Source organism: Nocardioides panacisoli, assembly GCF_039537325.1.
GTDB lineage: Bacteria > Actinomycetota > Actinomycetes > Propionibacteriales > Nocardioidaceae > Nocardioides > Nocardioides panacisoli.
Genome location: NZ_BAABAH010000008.1, coordinates 39,066 through 55,840, shown reverse-complemented (window position 1 = coordinate 55,840; position 16,775 = coordinate 39,066). Strand labels below are relative to the sequence as shown.

13 protein-coding genes are annotated in these 16,775 nt (G+C 73.8%); 10 read left to right on the top strand and 3 right to left on the bottom strand.

The window, feature by feature from the left end; all coding sequences use genetic code 11:
• Positions 1–100: 100 nt before the first annotated feature.
• From ABD709_RS12450 to ABD709_RS12435, 4 genes are all read left to right on the top strand, one after another.
• The gene (locus ABD709_RS12450; RefSeq protein ID WP_344775825.1) at positions 101–1,714 is read left to right on the top strand and encodes a hypothetical protein; all 1,614 of its coding nucleotides are present in this window, start codon (positions 101–103) and stop codon (positions 1,712–1,714) included.
• Positions 1,715–1,748: 34 nt separating this feature from the next.
• Entirely contained in the window at positions 1,749–2,216 is a 468-nt protein-coding gene (gene ybaK, locus ABD709_RS12445; protein ID WP_344775823.1) for a Cys-tRNA(Pro) deacylase, read from the top strand.
• A gap of 20 nt (positions 2,217–2,236) precedes the next feature.
• Positions 2,237–2,641, top strand: coding sequence for a VOC family protein (locus tag ABD709_RS12440; RefSeq protein WP_344775821.1), 405 nt, complete (start codon positions 2,237–2,239; stop codon positions 2,639–2,641).
• A 150-nt stretch (positions 2,642–2,791) separates the two neighbouring features.
• Complete coding sequence (locus ABD709_RS12435) at positions 2,792–4,216, top strand: HNH endonuclease signature motif containing protein (RefSeq protein ID WP_344775819.1); 1,425 nt, start codon at positions 2,792–2,794, stop codon at positions 4,214–4,216.
• A 498-nt stretch (positions 4,217–4,714) separates the two neighbouring features.
• On the opposite strand, the gene ABD709_RS12430 is transcribed toward ABD709_RS12435, so the two are convergent.
• The gene (locus ABD709_RS12430; RefSeq protein WP_344775817.1) at positions 4,715–6,025 is read right to left on the bottom strand and encodes a lipopolysaccharide biosynthesis protein; all 1,311 of its coding nucleotides are present in this window, start codon (positions 6,023–6,025) and stop codon (positions 4,715–4,717) included.
• 24 nt (positions 6,026–6,049) lie between these two features.
• Here ABD709_RS12430 and ABD709_RS12425 point away from each other — a divergent pair, with 24 nt between their 5' ends.
• The 6 genes from ABD709_RS12425 to pgfA are packed head-to-tail and all read left to right on the top strand — an operon-like array spanning position 6,050 to position 15,073.
• Positions 6,050–10,114 carry an alpha-(1->3)-arabinofuranosyltransferase domain-containing protein gene (locus ABD709_RS12425; RefSeq protein WP_344775815.1) on the top strand — a complete coding sequence of 1,355 codons (4,065 nt, stop codon included), beginning with the start codon at positions 6,050–6,052 and terminating at the stop codon, positions 10,112–10,114.
• Positions 10,111–11,859: an MmpA family trehalose lipid delivery protein gene (locus tag ABD709_RS12420; RefSeq protein ID WP_344775813.1), complete on the top strand. Its 1,749-nt coding sequence runs from the start codon at positions 10,111–10,113 to the stop codon at positions 11,857–11,859. The genes ABD709_RS12425 and ABD709_RS12420 overlap by 4 nt, the downstream gene beginning before the upstream one ends.
• Positions 11,860–11,894: 35 nt before the next feature.
• Entirely contained in the window at positions 11,895–12,026 is a 132-nt protein-coding gene (locus ABD709_RS12415; RefSeq protein ID WP_344775811.1) for a hypothetical protein, read from the top strand.
• A gap of 10 nt (positions 12,027–12,036) precedes the next feature.
• On the top strand, positions 12,037–12,855 hold the full coding sequence (locus ABD709_RS12410) for a glycosyltransferase (RefSeq protein ID WP_344775809.1): 819 nt from the start codon (positions 12,037–12,039) through the stop codon (positions 12,853–12,855).
• Complete coding sequence (locus ABD709_RS12405) at positions 12,852–14,072, top strand: glycosyltransferase family 4 protein (RefSeq protein ID WP_344775808.1); 1,221 nt, start codon at positions 12,852–12,854, stop codon at positions 14,070–14,072. The genes ABD709_RS12410 and ABD709_RS12405 overlap by 4 nt, the downstream gene beginning before the upstream one ends.
• Before the next feature lie 23 nt (positions 14,073–14,095).
• On the top strand, positions 14,096–15,073 hold the full coding sequence (gene pgfA, locus ABD709_RS12400) for a cell envelope lipid trafficking protein PgfA (RefSeq protein ID WP_344775806.1): 978 nt from the start codon (positions 14,096–14,098) through the stop codon (positions 15,071–15,073).
• Here pgfA and ABD709_RS12395 read toward each other — a convergent pair.
• Entirely contained in the window at positions 15,063–16,070 is a 1,008-nt protein-coding gene (locus ABD709_RS12395) for a hypothetical protein (RefSeq protein ID WP_344775804.1), read from the bottom strand. The two genes, pgfA and ABD709_RS12395, sit on opposite strands and share 11 nt — an antisense overlap.
• The gene (locus tag ABD709_RS12390) at positions 16,067–16,765 is read right to left on the bottom strand and encodes a class I SAM-dependent methyltransferase (protein WP_344775802.1); all 699 of its coding nucleotides are present in this window, start codon (positions 16,763–16,765) and stop codon (positions 16,067–16,069) included. The genes ABD709_RS12395 and ABD709_RS12390 overlap by 4 nt, the downstream gene beginning before the upstream one ends.
• Between the last annotated feature and the right edge of the window lie 10 nt (positions 16,766–16,775).

The window sequence follows — 16,775 nt, the reverse complement described above, 5'->3', positions numbered from 1 at the left end:
TAACCCCGCCCGCCGGCGCGCGGGAGATCTTTCAACCGGGCTACCTCATCTTTGGCAAGTGCGGACCCGAACCAGGCCGGTCGTGGCACCGTTCTGATCCATGGCGGTCCACGACACGCTCCGGGGCCTCGTGCAGGTGCGCGGTGCGAACGTCCTGGAGGACCCGATGGAGTTCCGCGGAGCGCTCGACGACTTCGTGGACGAGTCCGAGGCGTCCATCGGCGAGATCAACGTGCTCGTCGACGCTGTCCGCCTGGGCGCGGTACGTCGCCTGACCGCACTTCTCGATCAGGGCGGGCTCGGCGTCGCAGCGATCGTCGAGGCGGGAGACGGCCTGGCGCGCGACCGTGGCTCGGACGACCCCGCCAGGTCGCGCTGGGCGGTCGCCGTGATCGGTTTCGCGCTGGGTCGGATCGATGCCGAGACCGTCCTCCGCTTCGACGCCGCCCCCGGGAGTCGTTCGACGCCCACGCCGACCCCGGGCATCACACTGCCCCCGACCTACCTCCCCCCACCGCCGACGGCGGCTCCGAACGCTCCTCCGCCTCCACCCTTCCCACCGTCCACGGTTCCGCCGGTCAACGGCCCACCACGGACGTCGCGCGCGCCGGCGTCGAGCATCCCACCGCCGCCCGGGCCTGGGGGAACGACGCCGCAGCGGCGTGCGGTCGTCCGCGTGGTCGTCCTGACCGCCCTCGCGCTGATCGTGGTCGTAGCCGGCACCGTCGTTGCTCTGGTGGTCGTCCGGGGAGACGACGACAACAGTGGGGCACCGTCGGTGACCACCACCTCGACGCCACCCGACGTGGGTCCGCCTCCGGACGTGCCGGCGAAGGCTCTCGAGCCGGGCGCCGTCGTCGGCGTGCGGCCGATGAGCCTGCCGGCACCGTCCGGGACCTCAGCCATGGCGGCGCGAACCGGCGGTGTCGCCGTGGTAGGCGCCGGACCGGTCGACAGCGTCGGCGAGGGCGACCAGACCCGAGTCGCGCCGGACGGGGGCAGCCTGCTTGCGTTCCGGTTGGCGCCCTTCGAAGGCTGCGCATCCGGCGGGTGCGCCTCCTGGCCCTCGCTCGGTCTCCGCGTGGAGGTGGGCAGTCGCGCGATTCCCTTGCCGAAGGGCGGGCCATGCTTCGTGGTGGCCCTGCCAGAGGGCGAGAACGACGCCGAGCTGGTCTACCGGGCCGACGGCTACCGGCAGTCCCTCTCGCTGGCCACCGGTCGGGCCACGGGATCCAACATCGAGGTCCTTGCCCGTGATCGCAGGGACCGCGAGCTCACCGTGGCGGCGAAGACGGGGACGTTCGAGGGCTTGGTCGCGACGGCGGACCCGCCGACGGGACTCTCCACGTCCGACCTCACCTTCGACGTCCACGTCGAGGGAGCCGAGCTGTACTTCTTCGAGCCGCGCCGCCCGCTGAAGGACCCCGCGTCGGCGTACCTCCGGGTGACCGCGGAGCGGTCGACTCCCGCGGTGCCGGCACCGGCGCCTCTTTCGACGCAGTGGATGCGGTTCACCGACGACAACGGGAAGACCTACGAGCCGATCGACCTCGATCCCGCCGCGGACCGGATCGATGCCGTGTTCGAGGTGCCGGGGGACCTCGAGCACGGCAGGTTCACCGTCGGTGGCACCGCGAGCCTGACGACGACCGGAGGCAGCCAGATCCGGCTGACGCTGCCCGAGCGGACGGTCCCCCTCAAGTTCGGGAGCTGACCGCCCGCTGAAGACCGCGTGGGACGATCGCGCGGTGAGCACGCCGGCGACCCAGACCCTCACCCGGCTCGGTCTGGCGTACCGGCTGCACGAGTACGACCACGACCCGCGGGCGGCGTCCTACGGCCTCGAGGCGGCGGAAGCGATCGGCGCCGACCCCGACCGGGTGTTCAAGACGCTGATGGTCGACCTCGACGGCCAGCTGTGCGTCGGGATCGTCCCCGTCACCTGCTCGCTCGACCTCAAGGCGCTCGCCGCCGCGCTCGGCGGCAAGAAGGCGGCGATGGCCGACGTCGACCGGGCCCAGCGCGCCACCGGGTACGTCGTCGGCGGCATCTCGCCCGTCGGCCAGAAGAAGACGCACCGGACCGTGCTCGACGAGACCGCCGAGCTGTGGGACACCGTCTTCGTCTCCGGCGGCCGCCGCGGCCTGGACATCGAGCTCACTCCCGCGGACCTGGTCGACGTGACCGGCGCGCTGGTGGCCGGGATCGCGCGCTGACCCCACGTAGGGTCGGCCTCATGCCCGTGGCTCCCGTTCCGTACCTCCACCTCGCCGGCACTGCCCGCGACGCGCTCGCCTTCTACGCTGGGGTCTTCGGCGGCCGCGCGCTCGTGCACACGCTCGCCGACTTCAACCGGACCGACGGCCCCGCCGACGCGATCGCGCACGGTCAGCTGATCGACGGTCCGGTGGCGCTGTTCGCCGCGGATGCGGTCGCCGACGAGCCCTCCGTCCTCGGCGAGGGCTGGATGCTGTCGTTGCTCGGCACCGCAGATCCCGACACGATGCGCGCCTGGTTCGCCGCTCTCGCCGACGGCGGCACCGTCCTCGACGACCTCCAGCGCCGTCCCTGGGGCGCGTTCGACGGCCGGGTCGTCGACCGCTTCGGCCTCCAGTGGTTGATCGGATTCGAAGGGGACTAGCCGCACTTTCGTTGGTGAGTAGCCCTCGCGAGGCACGAGCGAGGGCGTATCGAGACCACCTCCCGTGCACCGGCCTGGTGGGAGATTTCCCTGTCCACAGGCGGGTTCTCGACGTCTCGTTGTGTCGGCGGCTGGTGCTTGAATTAGCTCATGGATCTCGGGAAGCACCCCTCGCCGATGGGGCGGTACGACGGCCGCTCCACCCGCGAGCTGCTCGACGGGCTCACCACCACCCTGCGCGGTCAGCGTGACCTGAGGATCGATGAGTGGTGCCAGATCGTGGCCTGGGCCGACGCCAACACCACCGACTGCACCGAGGGTGCCGCGACGCTGGTCGATGGCTACCTGGACACCGGGGTCCCGATCGCCGGCCCGGGCGCACCCCTGGTCTCTGAGTTCGCGTTGATGGAGCTGATCGCGGTCCTCGGCCGGTCTCCTGATGGTGGCCGTGACTACGTGGGTCGGGTCATCGAGCTCGGCTGGCGGCTGCAGCGGACCTTCGCCGCCGTCCTCGACGGACGCTGTGCCACCTGGCGTGCCGAACGGCTCGCCGACCTGACCCGCCAGCTCTCCGCGGACGCAGCAGGGTTCGTGGACCGCCACATCGCCACCGTGGTCGGGACGTGTACGTGGGCGCAGATCGAACGGTTGGTCGGCGAGGCGATCACCCGGTTCGACCCCGACCTGGCCGAGCAGTGCCGCCGCGACGCGGCCGAGCAGCGGCACTTCGACATCGACCTGCACCACATCGACCCCAACGGCCTGGTGACGGTCGAGGGTGTCCTGGATGCCGCGGACGGGATCGACCTCAACGCGGCCGTCTCTCGGCGGGCCACCCTCCTCGGCCGGCTCGGCTCGGCGGACTCGTTGGACGTCCGCCGGTCCCGGGCCGCGGGGGAGCTCGCCCGCCAGGACCTCACCCTCGACCTCGAGGTCACCGACCCCCAGACCGGCGAGGTGGTCTGCACCGTTCCGGGCCGCAGGGTCGAGCTGCACGCCCACCTGAGCGACACCGCGATCCGGGCCCTGGCCGGCACCGGCATCGACGCACTCCCACCCGACGCAGCGGTCGGGCGGCTGGGCAACACCCAGACCCCCATCAGTCCGTTCCAGATCCGGGATTGGGTCAACACCCCGGGCACCACCGTGGTCGTGCGGCCGGTCATCGACCTGACCGAGCACGTCCCGGTCGGGTCTTATGAGATCCCCGACCGGCTCAAGGCCCGCATCCGGCTGCGTGATCCCCACTGCGCCTTCCCGAACTGTCACCGCAGCGCCGAGGCCTGCGACCTCGACCACGCCAAACCCCACGCCGAGGGCGGGACGACGTGTCCGTGCAACCTGGTCCCGTTGTGTCGGCGCCACCACCGGGCGAAAACCTTCTCGCAATGGCGTTACGTGATCGTCGAACCCGGCACCTACCTGTGGATCGCCCCCAACGACCGGCACTTCCTCCTCGACCCACCCCGACGCCTGGACCCGGAGACCATGGACGTCGACCACCCTTGGGAAACAGCAGAGCTCCACGACTACGACGGGGAGCCCTGCCCCGGCGCCCACCCACCCGACCACTAGCCACCACGCCCCACACCCCGCCACGATCGAGCAGCACAGGCGGGGTCATCGGCACGTCTGAAGGTCACTGAACGGGTCTCGATACGCCCTCGCTCGTCCCTCGCGAGGGCTACTCGACCAACGATGGGGTGCCGGAGGTTTCGAGGCTCGGCGCTGGGGCGCCTCGCACCTCAACCACCGGCGCAGGCTCGGCGCTGGGGCGCCTCGCACCTCAACGACCGGCGCAGGCTCGGCGCTGGGGCGCCTCGCACCTCAACCACCGGCGCTGGCTCGGCGCTGGGGCGCCTCGCACCTCAACCACCGGCGCGGGCTCGGCGCTGGGGCGCCTCGCACCTCAACCACCGGCGCAGGCGCGGCGCTGGGGCGCCTCGCACCTCAACCACCGGCGCTGGCTCGGCGCTGGGGCGCCTCGCACCTCAACCACCGGCGCTGGCTCGGCGCTGGGGCGCCTCGCACCTCAACCACCGGCGCTGGCCCGGCGCTGGGGCGCCTCGCACCTCAGGCGGCGGCTGGCGGCTGGGCAGGCTCGGGGTCGTGCTCGACCACCGGAGAGCGGCGGAGGAGCAGGAGGGCGAGCAGGACGCCGACGACGGTGACGTCGATCGTCAGGACGGTGACGGCGAGGGCGGTGAGGGAGTCGGTGAGGGCGCCGAGGCCGACGAGGGCGAGGACGCCGACGGCGACGATGTACTTGGTCAGCACGCCGCGACGGGCGAGCCCGCCGTAGACGAGCAGCTGCAGGATCGAGAGCAGCGCGCCGAGGGCGGCGAACAGCCAGAGCCGGTCGGTGACGCCCTCGTAGTTGGCGCCGCCGATGAAGACCTCGGCGACGTCACGCAGGAGGTACGCCGCCACGACGCTGCAGGCGCCGAGCACGCCGAGGAACGCGAGCCCGCGCACGATGGCCTTCTTGCTCTGGTCCTCGTCGGACATCGAGGGGAACAGGATCACCACCGCGAACTGCGGGAGGAAGAGCACCGCCTTGGTGACGATCAGGCCGCCGGCGTAGAGGCCCGCGTCGTGGTGCCCGAGCACGTTCCGGGCGACGACCACGTCCAGGTTGGAGAGCGCGGTGAACGCCAGCAGCGCGAGCGAGCTGCCCCATGCCTCGCGGCGGACGTCGCGCCGTACGACGACGTCGTGGGCGTTCTCGGGCGGGACCGAGCGCCGCTCGCGCAGGGCGAGGCTGCCGATGACGATCGGCAGGCACGACGCCACGAGCACGCCGAGCATGGCGCTCGCCTCGGTCTGCCGGACGAGCAGGAAGGCCGTGCCGAGCACGACGCGGGGGACGCCCACCGAGACGTACATCAGGCTCAGCGGCAGCCACCGGCGCTCACCCTGGAGCACCCCGGCCTGGCCGCCCATCACGGTCGTGGGGACGACGCAGAGGCCGAGCAGGATCGCGGAGACGGGCGACGCCAGGTGCAGCGCCCAGGTGACGAGCGGGAACGCCAGCACGGCGGCCGCGCCGAGGATCCACGAGGCCCGCCAGGTGGCGGTCAGGATGCTCTCCTCGATCGCGCCGACGTCCTCGGGGTCCGCGACGATCCGGCGTGCGGCCGTGGCCTGCAGGCCGAGCTGGACCACCGAGAGCACCATCAGCACGGCCATCAGGCCCGCGACCGCGCCGTACTGGCTCGGCCCGAGCATCCGCGCCGACACCATCTGGAATGCGTAGGTTCCGACGTTCATGACGGCCATGGCGATCGCGATGCCGGCCGTGCTGTGCAACAACCGGGTCAGCCGGGAACCCGCCGCCTGGGGCGAAATGTCCTCGGCACGCTCGCGCCCGGCCGTGCTGGTCACAAGGCGAAGTTTAGGCTGCGCCGGGTGAGCAACGAGCGGGAGGGCGCGCGGCGGGCCGGTGTCGTGGTCGGCGCCGTCTACGCCTGCCTCACTCTGCTCGTGCTCACCGACCAGCCCGGCCACGCGACCAGCGACACCCGGCTGGAGATGACCGAGGACCCCGGCGGCTACCTCGCGGGCACGTTCTCGCTGTGGCACTCCCAGGTCTCGCTCGGGGAGCTGCAGAACCAGGCCTACGGGTACCTGTTCCCGCAGGGCGCCTGGTTCGCGCTCTGGGACTGGGTCGGCGTGCCCGGCTGGGTCTCGCAGCGCGTGTGGTCCGCGCTGGTGCTCGTCCTCGCCTGCGAGGGAGTACGGCGACTCGCCCGCGCGCTCGGCATCGGGCCGTGGGCGTCCGCGGTGGCCGGGCTCAGCTACGGCCTCGCGCCGAGGATGGTCGAGGAGCTCGGCGTGCGCAGCGCCGAGATCCTGCCGGGCGCGATCGTCCCCTGGGCCCTGCTCCCGATCCTCGCCGCGATCGACGGCCGCCGCCGTCCCCGCGACGCCGCCGTGCTGTCCGCGGCCGTGTTCGCCTGCTCGGGCGGCGTCAACGGCACCGCCACGGCGGCGCCGGTCGCGCTGCTCGCCGTCGTCGTGCTCTGGGCCGTCCTCCGACGACATCTGAGCTGGCGGTTCGCCGTCGGGTGGGCCGCCCTGATCGCCGCGGTGAGCGCCTGGTGGGTGTTCTCGCTGCTGAAGCTGGGCGCCTACAGCCCGCCGTTCTTCGACTACGTCGAGGATGCTCGCACGACGACCGACACCTCGGGCTTCTCCGCGACGCTGCGCGGCGCGAGCAACTGGGTGGGCTACATCGTCGTCGGCGACGCACGGTGGTGGCCGGCCGGCTACGAGGTCTCGGTCAACCCGTGGCTGGTGCTCGCCTCGGGTGTGGTCGCGGCACTCGGGATCGTCGGACTCCTGCGCTACCGGGGCGCGTTCCGCGCCCCACTGCTGTGGGCCGCGGGGCTGGGCATCGTGTGTCAGGTGCTCGCGCACACCGGGACCCTCGACGGTCCGCTGAACCAGTGGTTCCAGGACCTGCTCGACGGGCCGCTCGCCCCGCTGCGCAACGTGCCGAAGGCCGACCCCATCCTCCGCGTGCCGCTCGCGATCGGGGTCGGGGTGGTCGCCCACGACCTCGGCCGCGTGCTCGCCGCGGGGGTCCCGCGGCTCCGGCGGATCGCGGCGGGAGGGCTCGCCGCCGTCCTCGTCGGCGGGGTGGTCGCGATGTCGGCGCCGATCGCCGCGGCCGAGACGCGCACGCCCGGCTGGGACGAGCTCCCGGACTACTGGACGCAGGCGGCCGACTACGCCGCGACCCACAGCCACGGCACGACCTGGGTGATCCCCGGCTCGGGGTTCGCCATCCAGCGCTGGGGCTGGACCATGGAGGAGCCGATGCAGGCCGTGGCGCGCTCGCCCTGGGTCACGCGCTCCCAGGTCCCGCTCACGCCGGCGGGCACGATCCGGATGCTCTCCGCGCTCGAGGCCTACGTCGAGTCGGGCGCCGGGTCGCCGTACCTCTCCCAGATGCTGGCGCGCATCGGCGTCGACACCGTGATCGTGCGCCACGACCTCGACCAGCAGGTCAGCCAGGCCACGCCGTCCGATGTCGTGTCGGTCGCGCTCGCGCGCTCGCCCGGCATCGAGCGCGAGGCGTCCTTCGGGCAGCTCGAGCTCGGGCCGGCGATCGAGGTCTTCTCCGTCCAGGGCTCGGGCCGTGCGGGCAAGCAGGGCTACGACGTCCGCGACACCGCCGACGCCGTGACGGTCGGCTCCGACGTCGAGGACGCCGTGGGCGCGGTCGGCGCGGGCCTCGTCGGGCCGGGGCAGCCGATCGTGCTCGCCGGCACGCCGGGGTGGGACCGAGGCGCGGACCTGCTCGGGGACGGCTACCGGCGCAGGGAGCGCGCCTTCGGGCGGATCCACGACGCGGTGAGCAACGTGATGGCGCGCCACGACCCCTACCACGCCGGACGGGTGCTGCCGGACTACCCGGGAGCGCCGGGGGCCCGGCCGGTGGTCGCCCGCTACCGCGGCATCGCGGGCGTCGACGCCAGCACCTCCCGCGGCTGGGCCGACGCGCTCGGGGAGATCCGCCCCGAGGACGCCCCGTGGTCCGCGCTCGACGGCGACAGCTCGACGTACTGGCGGCCGGCGCCCTTCCAGGACGCGACCAAGCAGTGGCTCGACGTCGACCTCGGGGAGACCCGGGCGATCGGGGCGGTCGAGATCGACCAGCCGGTGGCCGTGGTCGGCGTCGACCTGGTCCGGAAGTGGGCCGTCACCGCCGGGGGCACGACCCGCGAGGTCGCGCCCGACCCCGTGACCGGCCGGGCCGAGGTCGACCTCGGCGGCGTGGAGGCCGACCACGTGCGGGTCTCCGTCGCATCGGTCGGTTCGCCGGAGGCGACGATCGGCATCACCGAGCTGCGGATCGCGGGCGTCCACCCGCACCGGACGCTGCGGCTGCCCCACGTGACGCAGGCGCGGGCCCCGGACCTGGTGTTCGGCGCGCAGGAGGAGGCGCGGGCGTGCGTGACGACGCTGCTCGGGCCGGACTGCGATCCCTACCGCCAGCGAGCATCCGAGGAGGCCGCCGGCATCGACCGCACGTTCTTCCTGGAGCACCGCGGGTCCTACAGCGTCAGCGGGCTTGCCGTGCCGCGCGCCCGCGCCGGCACCGCCGAGCTGCTCCGCCCGCAGGGCGGCGTCTCCGCGTCCGGCTCCTCGTGGCTGGGGGAAGACCCGGAGGTGTCACCGCGGATGGCCTACGACGGCGACCGCACCACGTCCTGGATCGCCGACCCCCGGGACCCGCGACCGACGCTGCGGCTCGACCTCGGGCGGGTGCGGACGATCGACCGGGTGGACGTGCTGGCGCCCGGCGCGAACGCCGTCGGGCCGGACGGCGTCGTCGTGTCGGCACGCTCCGGCGGTCGGCGGGTGGTGCGGCACGTGTCCCTCGACGGGTACGGCGCCATGCCGCCCGTCACGGCGCGACGGCTCACGCTGCGGTTCACCGGCGACCCGGGGGACGGGAGATCGCTCGGCGTCGGCGAGCTGCGGCTCGGCGGGGCGCGGATCGCCGTACCGATCGACGGGGCGGCGCCGACCGGAGCCGTCTGCGGGTTCGGCCCGACGCTCGTGGTCGACGGCCGGCGCTATCCCACGCGGGTCCGCGGCAGCATCGGGGCGGTGATCGCGGCCGGCCAGCTGGCGGTCGGGCCGTGCGGCCGCACGCCGCACCGGCTCGACCTCGGTCCCGGCCGGCACCGGGTGCGGCTGCTGTCGACCGAGCAGTTCGGACCGGTGGCGATGGTCCTCCGCTCCGGAGGCGACCCGGCGAGCCGGGCGGTCGAGCGGTCGCGGTCGCTGGAGATCAGGTCGACGTCGGGCACGCGGGTGGTGCTCGACGTCGGACCCGGGCAGACCGCGATCGTGTCCGCGCCGTTCAACGAGAACGAGGGGTGGGAGGCGTCGGTCGACGGTCGGCGGCTGGAGCCGATCACGGTCGACGGGTGGGCGCAGGGGTTCGTGATCCCGGCGGGGGTGTCGGGAACCGTCGTCCTGACGTTCGGCCCGCAGCGGTCCTACCTCGTCGGGCTGATCGTCGGTCTCGTGCTGCTGGGACTCGTCCTGCTGTGGGGACTCTGGGTGTGGTGCGGGCAGCCACTGTGGCGCCGGTGGGCGCGGCGCACCCAACCGCCTGCGCAGACCCTCCCGGCGCAGAGCGTCGTGCCGCGCTCGTCTCCGCCGCGCGGGCTGGTGCGCCAGGTGCTGGTCGCGGGGGTCGCGGTCGTCCTCGGGCTTCTTGTCGGTGGACCGATCGTGGGCGTTGCTGCCGGAGCGGGGGTGCTGGTGGGGCGCTGGCGCACGACCGTGCCGCTCGTCGTGCTCGCGGGGCTGATGGTGGCGCTCGGGATGCTGGTGGTCGCGCTGACCAAGGAGGCGGCGAAGCCCTCCGACGCGGTGGATCTCGTCACCGGAGCGGCTCTGGCCCTCGGGTTCGGGGCCGCGTGGTGGGGGCCGGCGGGGGAGGAGCCGTGAGGCGGCTCCGGTCGCCTGTCTCGGTCGACCTGTGCTGGACGCTCCTGCTGGCGGTGGCGATCCTGCTGCCGCTGTTCCTCGGGCCGGGGACGTGGCTGCTGGGGGACATGGTGTTCGTGCCGCACCAGCCGTGGAAGGCGGCCTGGCTGGGCCTGGACGACAGCCTGCCGCGGGCGGTGCCGATGGACGCGCTGGTGTCGCTGGCGACGTACGTCGTCTCCGGTGCCTGGCTGCAGCGGATCCTGCTCACGGGCGGGTTGCTGCTCGCGGGGCTGGGCACGGGACGCGTCCTGGCGAGGCATGCGTGGTACGCCAGGGCGGCCGGGATCGCGCTCTTCGTGTGGAACCCGTGGGTGCTGGAGCGGCTGTTGATCGGCCAGTGGGCCATCCTCCTGGGCTACCTGCTGCTGCCCTGGGTGGCGCTCGCGGCGCGCCGGCTCCGGACGGACCCGCGGTCGGCCTGGGGGCCGGCGGCGCTGGCGTTGGCGGCGTCCGCGGTCTGCAGCCCGTCCAGCGGGGTGATGGCCGTCGTCGTGCTCGCGGTGCTCGGCCTGACCCGGGACCGCGCCGGGTGGTGGCGGCTGGGCGTCGTTGCAGTGGTCGCGAACCTCCCGTGGCTGGCCCCGACACTGACGGCGACGTCCGTCCACATCTCGACCGACGGCGTCTTCGCGGGCTTCGCCGCGCGCGCCGAGTCGGGCGCAGGGGTGCTCGCGAGCCTGCTCACGCTGGGCGGGATCTGGAAGACCTCGATCGTCCCGGACGCGCGCGGCAGCGCGGCCCTCGTGCTGCTGTCGCTGCTGCTCACGCTCGCCGCCCTCGCAGGTCTCCGACGGGCGGTGCGGGACGAGCCGGGGGAGTGGCCGCGCTGGCTGCTGCTCGGCGCGGGCGCGCTCGTGGTCGCGCTGGTCCCGGCGCTGCCCGGCGGGTCCGAGGCTCTCGAGTGGGCGGCCGCGCGGGTGCCGGGGCTGGCGCTGCTGCGGGACTCGCACCGCTTCCTCGCGCCGCTCGGCCTGGTGCTCGCCCTCGGCGCGGGCGGCGCGGCGACCGCCGTGCGGGAGCGGGTCCGCCCCGGGCGGGGAGCGCTCTGGTCGGTCGTCGGCCTGCTGGTCGTGGCACCCGTCCTGCTGCTGCCGTCGCTGGCGTGGGGCGCGGCCGGCGAGCTGCAGCGGTCGTCCTACCCCCGGTCCTGGAGCGACGTCGCGGACCTCCTCGACGAGGACCCCGGGACGACCGTGGTGCTGCCGTGGGCCGGGTCCTACCGCTCCTTCGCGTGGGACCACCGCCGGGCCGTGCTCGACCCGGCGCCGCGGTTCTTCCCGGGCGAGGTGCTCATCGACGACCGCATCTACCTCGACGACGTCGTCGTCCCCTCGGAGGATCCACGGGTGGCCGACGTCGGGCGGGCGCTCGGCTCCGACGACCCGGCCGGCGCCCTGCAGGCGCTCGGTGTGCGCTGGGTGCTGGTCGAGGAGGGGACCGGCGCCGTGGCGGTCCCCGACGGCGGCGTGCGGTACGACGACGGCGGCCTCCGGCTCGTCGACCTGGGCGCGCCCGCGGCCGGCCCGCCCACTAGGTCAAAGGTCCTGGTCGCCCTGGTGACCTTGGTCGACACTTTGTTCGTTCTTTTGATTTTCAACGGAATCCGTTCGATACTCCGATCAGGGAGTAACCGCCGTCACAGTGTCTCTGCGACAGCGCCGCCCACCGGACCTGGGGAGGACCGGGGGCGCCGTACCGACTGACGGCGGTCTCGCGAGTCTTTGGGAGGGGACACGCAATGAATCTACTTATTTCCGCTGTCGTCGGGGCGCTTGCCGCCGGCGCGGTCCTGGTCGGGGGCGTCCACGTCGCCCAGCCGGGCACGACACCGGTCTCCAAGGCTGACCTGATCACCTACTCGAGCCGGTAGACCCGGCCCGATGCTGCACATCGTCATCCCGGCCCTCGACGAAGAGCGCCGGCTTCCACGAACGCTGCGTGAGCTGCGCCGGCACGTCCGCGCGCACCGCGCGGTCCTCGGGGAGGTCAGGGTCGTCGTCGTCGACAACGGGAGCTCCGACCGCACGGCCGAGGTGGCCCGTGCGGCCGATCACCCTGCGCTGCCGGTGCGGGTGATCTCCTGCCCCGTCCGCGGCAAGGGCGCCGCGGTGCGCGCCGGACTGCTGGCGTGCGACGCCGACCCCGACGACCTGATCTGCTTCATGGACGCGGACGGTGCGACGGGGCTCGACGCCCTCGAGGAGGCCTGGCGGCAGATCGTGCTGGGCGCCGACGTCGTGATCGGGTCGCGGGGCCTGCTCGCGTCGGTCACCGAGGTCCGGACGCGCCGGGTGCGGGCCTACGGGGCCGCCTGGTACCGGCGGTTCGCAGGACGGCTGCTGCCCGGGCTCGCCGACACCCAGTGCGGGTTCAAGGTGTTCCGCGCCGCGCTCGTGCAGCACGTGGCCCGGGACCTGGTCGCCCGCGGGTTCTCCTTCGACGTCGAGCTCCTCGTCCGGCTGAGCGTCGAAGGCGCCCGGATCGAGGAGATCCCGGTGACCTGGGTCGACGTGCCCGGGTCGACGTTCGTCCCGCTCCGGCACGGCGCAGGGGCGTTCGCCGAGCTCGCCGGGATCGCCTGGCGCACCCGCAGGCTCACCCCGACCTTCGGCCGGAAGCCTTCGGTTCGGCGGGTCCCTCTCGTGCTGTCGGCCCCGGCTGCCCTGCTGGTCACGCTCGTCGGTGGTGAGGCCCGATGACCGCCGAAGGCACCCTCGCCGGGGTCCGGGCCGTCGTCGTCAACTGGCGCGACCTCGACCACTCGCTCGCGGGCGGGTCGGAGATCTACGCCTGGGAGTGCGCCCGTGCTCTTCGCGAGGGCGGCGCCGACGTCGAGTTCCTCACCGCGCGCGAGCCGGGCTCGGCGCACACGGAGAACCGCGAGGGCATCTCGGTCCGTCGCACCGGCGGGCCGTTGACCTTCTACCCGGCGGCCCTGCTGCGGCTGCTGCGCCGCCGGCGCCGGATCGACCTGGTCATCGACCCTTCCTGCGGCATCCCGTCCTTCTCGCCCCTGGTCCTGCGTCGGCGCACGCCGGTCGTGCTGGTCATGCACCACGTGCACCAGGACCAGTTCGGCACCCACTTCCCGGCACCGGTCGCGGTCCTCGGGCGCTGGCTCGAGCGGGTCGCGATGCGGACGGTCTACCGGCGCAAGCGGGTCGTGGCCGTGTCGCGCTCGACGGCGGAGCAGATGCGCGAGCAGCTGGGCTGGACCGGCGACATCGGCCTGCTTCCCAACGGCGCCGACCTGCCCGCGATCGTGCCCGACCCCGCGGCCGTCGACCCCGACCGGGTCGTCGTGCTCGGTCGGCTGGTCGCGCACAAGCGGGTCGACCTGGTCATCCGCACGTTCTTCGACGTCCAGCTGCACCCGGCGAACGACGGCCGGCGGCTGCACCTCGACATCATCGGCCAGGGACCGGAGCGTGAGCGCCTCGAGCGGATCGCCGCGGCGATGGGTCTGGAGGACCGGGTCACCTTCCACGGGCACGTGGACGAGGAGACCAAGGGCCGGTTGCTCTCGCGCGCCGCGGTCCACGTCTGCGCCTCCGACGCCGAAGGCTGGGGGCAGGCGGTCATCGACGCCGCCGGCTACGGCGTGCCCACGCTGGCGCGGGACGTCCCCGGCCTGCGCGACTCCGTCCGGCCGCTGCTGACCGGCTGGCTGGTCCCCGACTCCACCGACCCCGAGGAGGTACGGCGCCGCCTGAGCGACGCGCTGGCCTCCGCGCTCGCCGACGGGCGGTCGGCCGACGTACGCGCCGAGCGTGCGACGGCGTGCCGCGCCTGGGCGGCCGGGTTCGACTGGTCCCGGATGCGGGACCAGACCCGTGCGCTCGCGGCCTACGAGCTGGCCGCCTCCACGTTCCAACCACTGCACTCCGTGCCGCGCGACACGCGCGTGGCCGCCTGAAAGGAAGGTGCGTCGTGCACCGCTTGAGTCGATCCGCCCCCCACGTCCTCGTGGGCCTCGGCGTGTTCCTGATCGTCGCCGCGGGCCTGGTCCGGTTCTACGCCTACCCCGCCCTCGCCAAGGTGCCGTCGTCCTACGACACCACCACTGAGCTCGACGCGCAGGGCGCCCAGGTGCTGAACTTCAAGACGTTCCAGCCCGAGACGCACGACCTCGCCATCGAGGCGCGCACGCTCTCCGACCCCTCCGCCACTCCGCCGGACGGTGTCGCGATCTGGCAGACCTCGACCACCGTCAGGCGCGAGGACGACTCGGTCTTCCAGCAGACCCGGGACATGACCCCGTTCGACGACGTGACCGGCGAGGCCGTCAGCTGCGACGGCTGCCCGTCGTGGGTCGCCGAGGGCGACGGGGACAACGTCAAGGAGGTCCCGGTCGAGCGGGACGGCCTGACCCTGAAGTTCCCGTTCGACACCCAGAAGAAGGACTACCAGGTCTGGGACGACACGGTGGGCAAGGCGACGACCGCCACCTACGAGGGCACCGACGAGATCCAGGGCCTCACCGTCTACAAGTTCGTCCAGGAGATCCCGGAGTCCGTCGTCGAGACGCGCGAGGTCCCCGGCTCGATGTTCGGGTCCGACAAGGCCTCCGTCGACGCGGAGATGGTCTACGGCATGACCCGCACCTTCTACATCGAGCCGGTCACCGGCTCGCCGGTCAACCGGGTGGAGGTGCGCACCCAGGAGCTGTCGTACGACGGCCAGTCCGTGCCGGTCTTCGACGGCACCGTCCAGTACACCGACGACCAGGTCTCCACCGAGGTCGACGACCTCAGCTCGAAGGCGATGGTCCTGGGGAGCCTGCGGATGATGGTGCCGCTCGCGTTCCTGCTCATCGGCCTGCTGGCCGTTGCCGCCGGACTGCTGCTCAACCGGCGCGCGACCCGCGACGACGTGGACGCGCCCAGCCGGGACGGCAAGCCGCTCGTCAACGCCTGAGCCGGACGAGGACGGCTTCCAACAGCTCTTGGAGGCCGTCCTCGCTCCATCGCGTCGCCCGTGCCCGGAGGGTGATCGTCGTACGGCCGCGGTGGCCCACCGCGCCCAGCGAGATCCCCGAGCCGCCCGCGGTCACCGGGTGGAACGCGAGCCGCTCGGCCTGGTCGGCGGTCACCTCGCCGAGGTGCGAGACGAGCATGCTCGAGCCGAGTCGAGGAGCGAGCACGCGCAGGCCGGTCGTGGCGAGCCGGTCGAGCACCGGCCGCTCCCGGCCGCCACCCGGCGGGGTCTCGAGCGGGGCGTTGCGGACGGCCTCGCGGATCGCGGCAAGGTCGAGCCGCTCGACGTCGCGGAGCCGGATCAGCCCGCTCCGGTCGCCGATCCGGTCCCCTGGGCCGGCCGGGGCTCCGACTCCGATCGCGATAGCGACGTGCCGGGCCCGCCGGCCGACGGCCTGCTGGTGGGCGACGACCGCCCCTGCGGCCGCCTGCACGAGGTCGGCGGTGCGGAGGCCCGGCGGGGCGTCCCCCTCCACCAGCACGTCACCTCTCGCCGGCTGCGGGGGAGAAGGGGAGGTCACCGGGGCCGGTGGGTGGAGAGCCACCTCCGTCAGCCGTCTGCCCACGGTGCGGGCGAGCCCGGCGCCGGGCGGCCGCCGGCCGGCTCCGCGCGCGTCGCTGGACACCGGGGCCCCGGTCAGCGAGGAGAGCACCTCGAGCAGGCCGAGGCCGTCGGCGGCGGAGTGATGGGCCGAGACGACGAGCTCGGGCCCGGCGAGCCCGACCCGCACCGGGGCCGGATGGGGAGCCGCCAGCTCGGCGCGCACCGACGTGAGCTCGTCACCCACGACCGGTTCGGCAGGATCCCAGTCGTGCTCGTGGCACAGCGCGCGCAGCGCCGACCCGGCAGCCGCCGGCGCGAGCGGTACGGCGAGCCGGGCCGTGAGCAGGATCCGCCACCCGATGCCCGGGTCGGCGACCCACGCCCGGTCGGTCACGGCTTCCGTGCCGAGACCACGAGGCTCACGCCCGGGAGGCGGCGCAGCGGCAGCACCCGCTCGAGCGCCACGGCGCCGCGCAGGCCCGCGTTGAGGACCGGGTGCACCGGCTCCATCTCGCTCTCGGCCGCGTGCCGGCGCCGGCGGCGGGCCCGCACGACCGGGCGGAGCAGCACGTTCCACGACCACAGGTCCTCGATCTCGAGCCCGGCGCCGGTCACCAGGTCCGCGAGCTGGTCGCGCTCGTAGCGCCGGACGTGCCCGAGCGCCACGTCGTGGCCGCTCCACAGCGCCATCCCGCATGGCACCGCCACGAGCGCGCGGCCACCCCGCCGGAGCACCCGGTGGGTCTCGGCGGCCACCGCCGCGTCGTCGTCGATGTGCTCCCACGCGTCGGTCGAGAGCACCAGGTCGAGGGAGGAGTCCCGGAAGGGGAGCGCGCGGGCGTCGCCGCGGACGACGTCCAGGCCCTTCGCCGCCGCGATCGCGGCCGCGCCGGGCAGGTACTCCACCCCGGTGACCCGCCAGCCGAGGTCCCGCAGGACGGCGGTGTTGCCGCCGGGGCCGCACCCGACGTCGACCGCCCGGCCCGCCGGCCAGGCCTCGACGGTGCGGCGCACGAGCGCGCGGCGCTCGGCGTACCACCAGTGCCTCTGCTCCAGCGCCGCCGAGCGGGCGATCTCCTCCTCGTCCACGGGGCCGACC

Coding starts and splice junctions, on each gene's coding strand:
- ABD709_RS12415 (WP_344775811.1), top strand. CDS start 11,895: ATGAATCTACTTATTTCCGCTGTCGTCGGGGCGCTTGCCGCCGGCGCG.
- ABD709_RS12435 (WP_344775819.1), top strand. CDS start 2,792: ATGGATCTCGGGAAGCACCCCTCGCCGATGGGGCGGTACGACGGCCGC.
- ABD709_RS12405 (WP_344775808.1), top strand. CDS start 12,852: ATGACCGCCGAAGGCACCCTCGCCGGGGTCCGGGCCGTCGTCGTCAAC.
- ABD709_RS12410 (WP_344775809.1), top strand. CDS start 12,037: ATGCTGCACATCGTCATCCCGGCCCTCGACGAAGAGCGCCGGCTTCCA.
- ABD709_RS12440 (WP_344775821.1), top strand. CDS start 2,237: ATGCCCGTGGCTCCCGTTCCGTACCTCCACCTCGCCGGCACTGCCCGC.
- ABD709_RS12450 (WP_344775825.1), top strand. CDS start 101: ATGGCGGTCCACGACACGCTCCGGGGCCTCGTGCAGGTGCGCGGTGCG.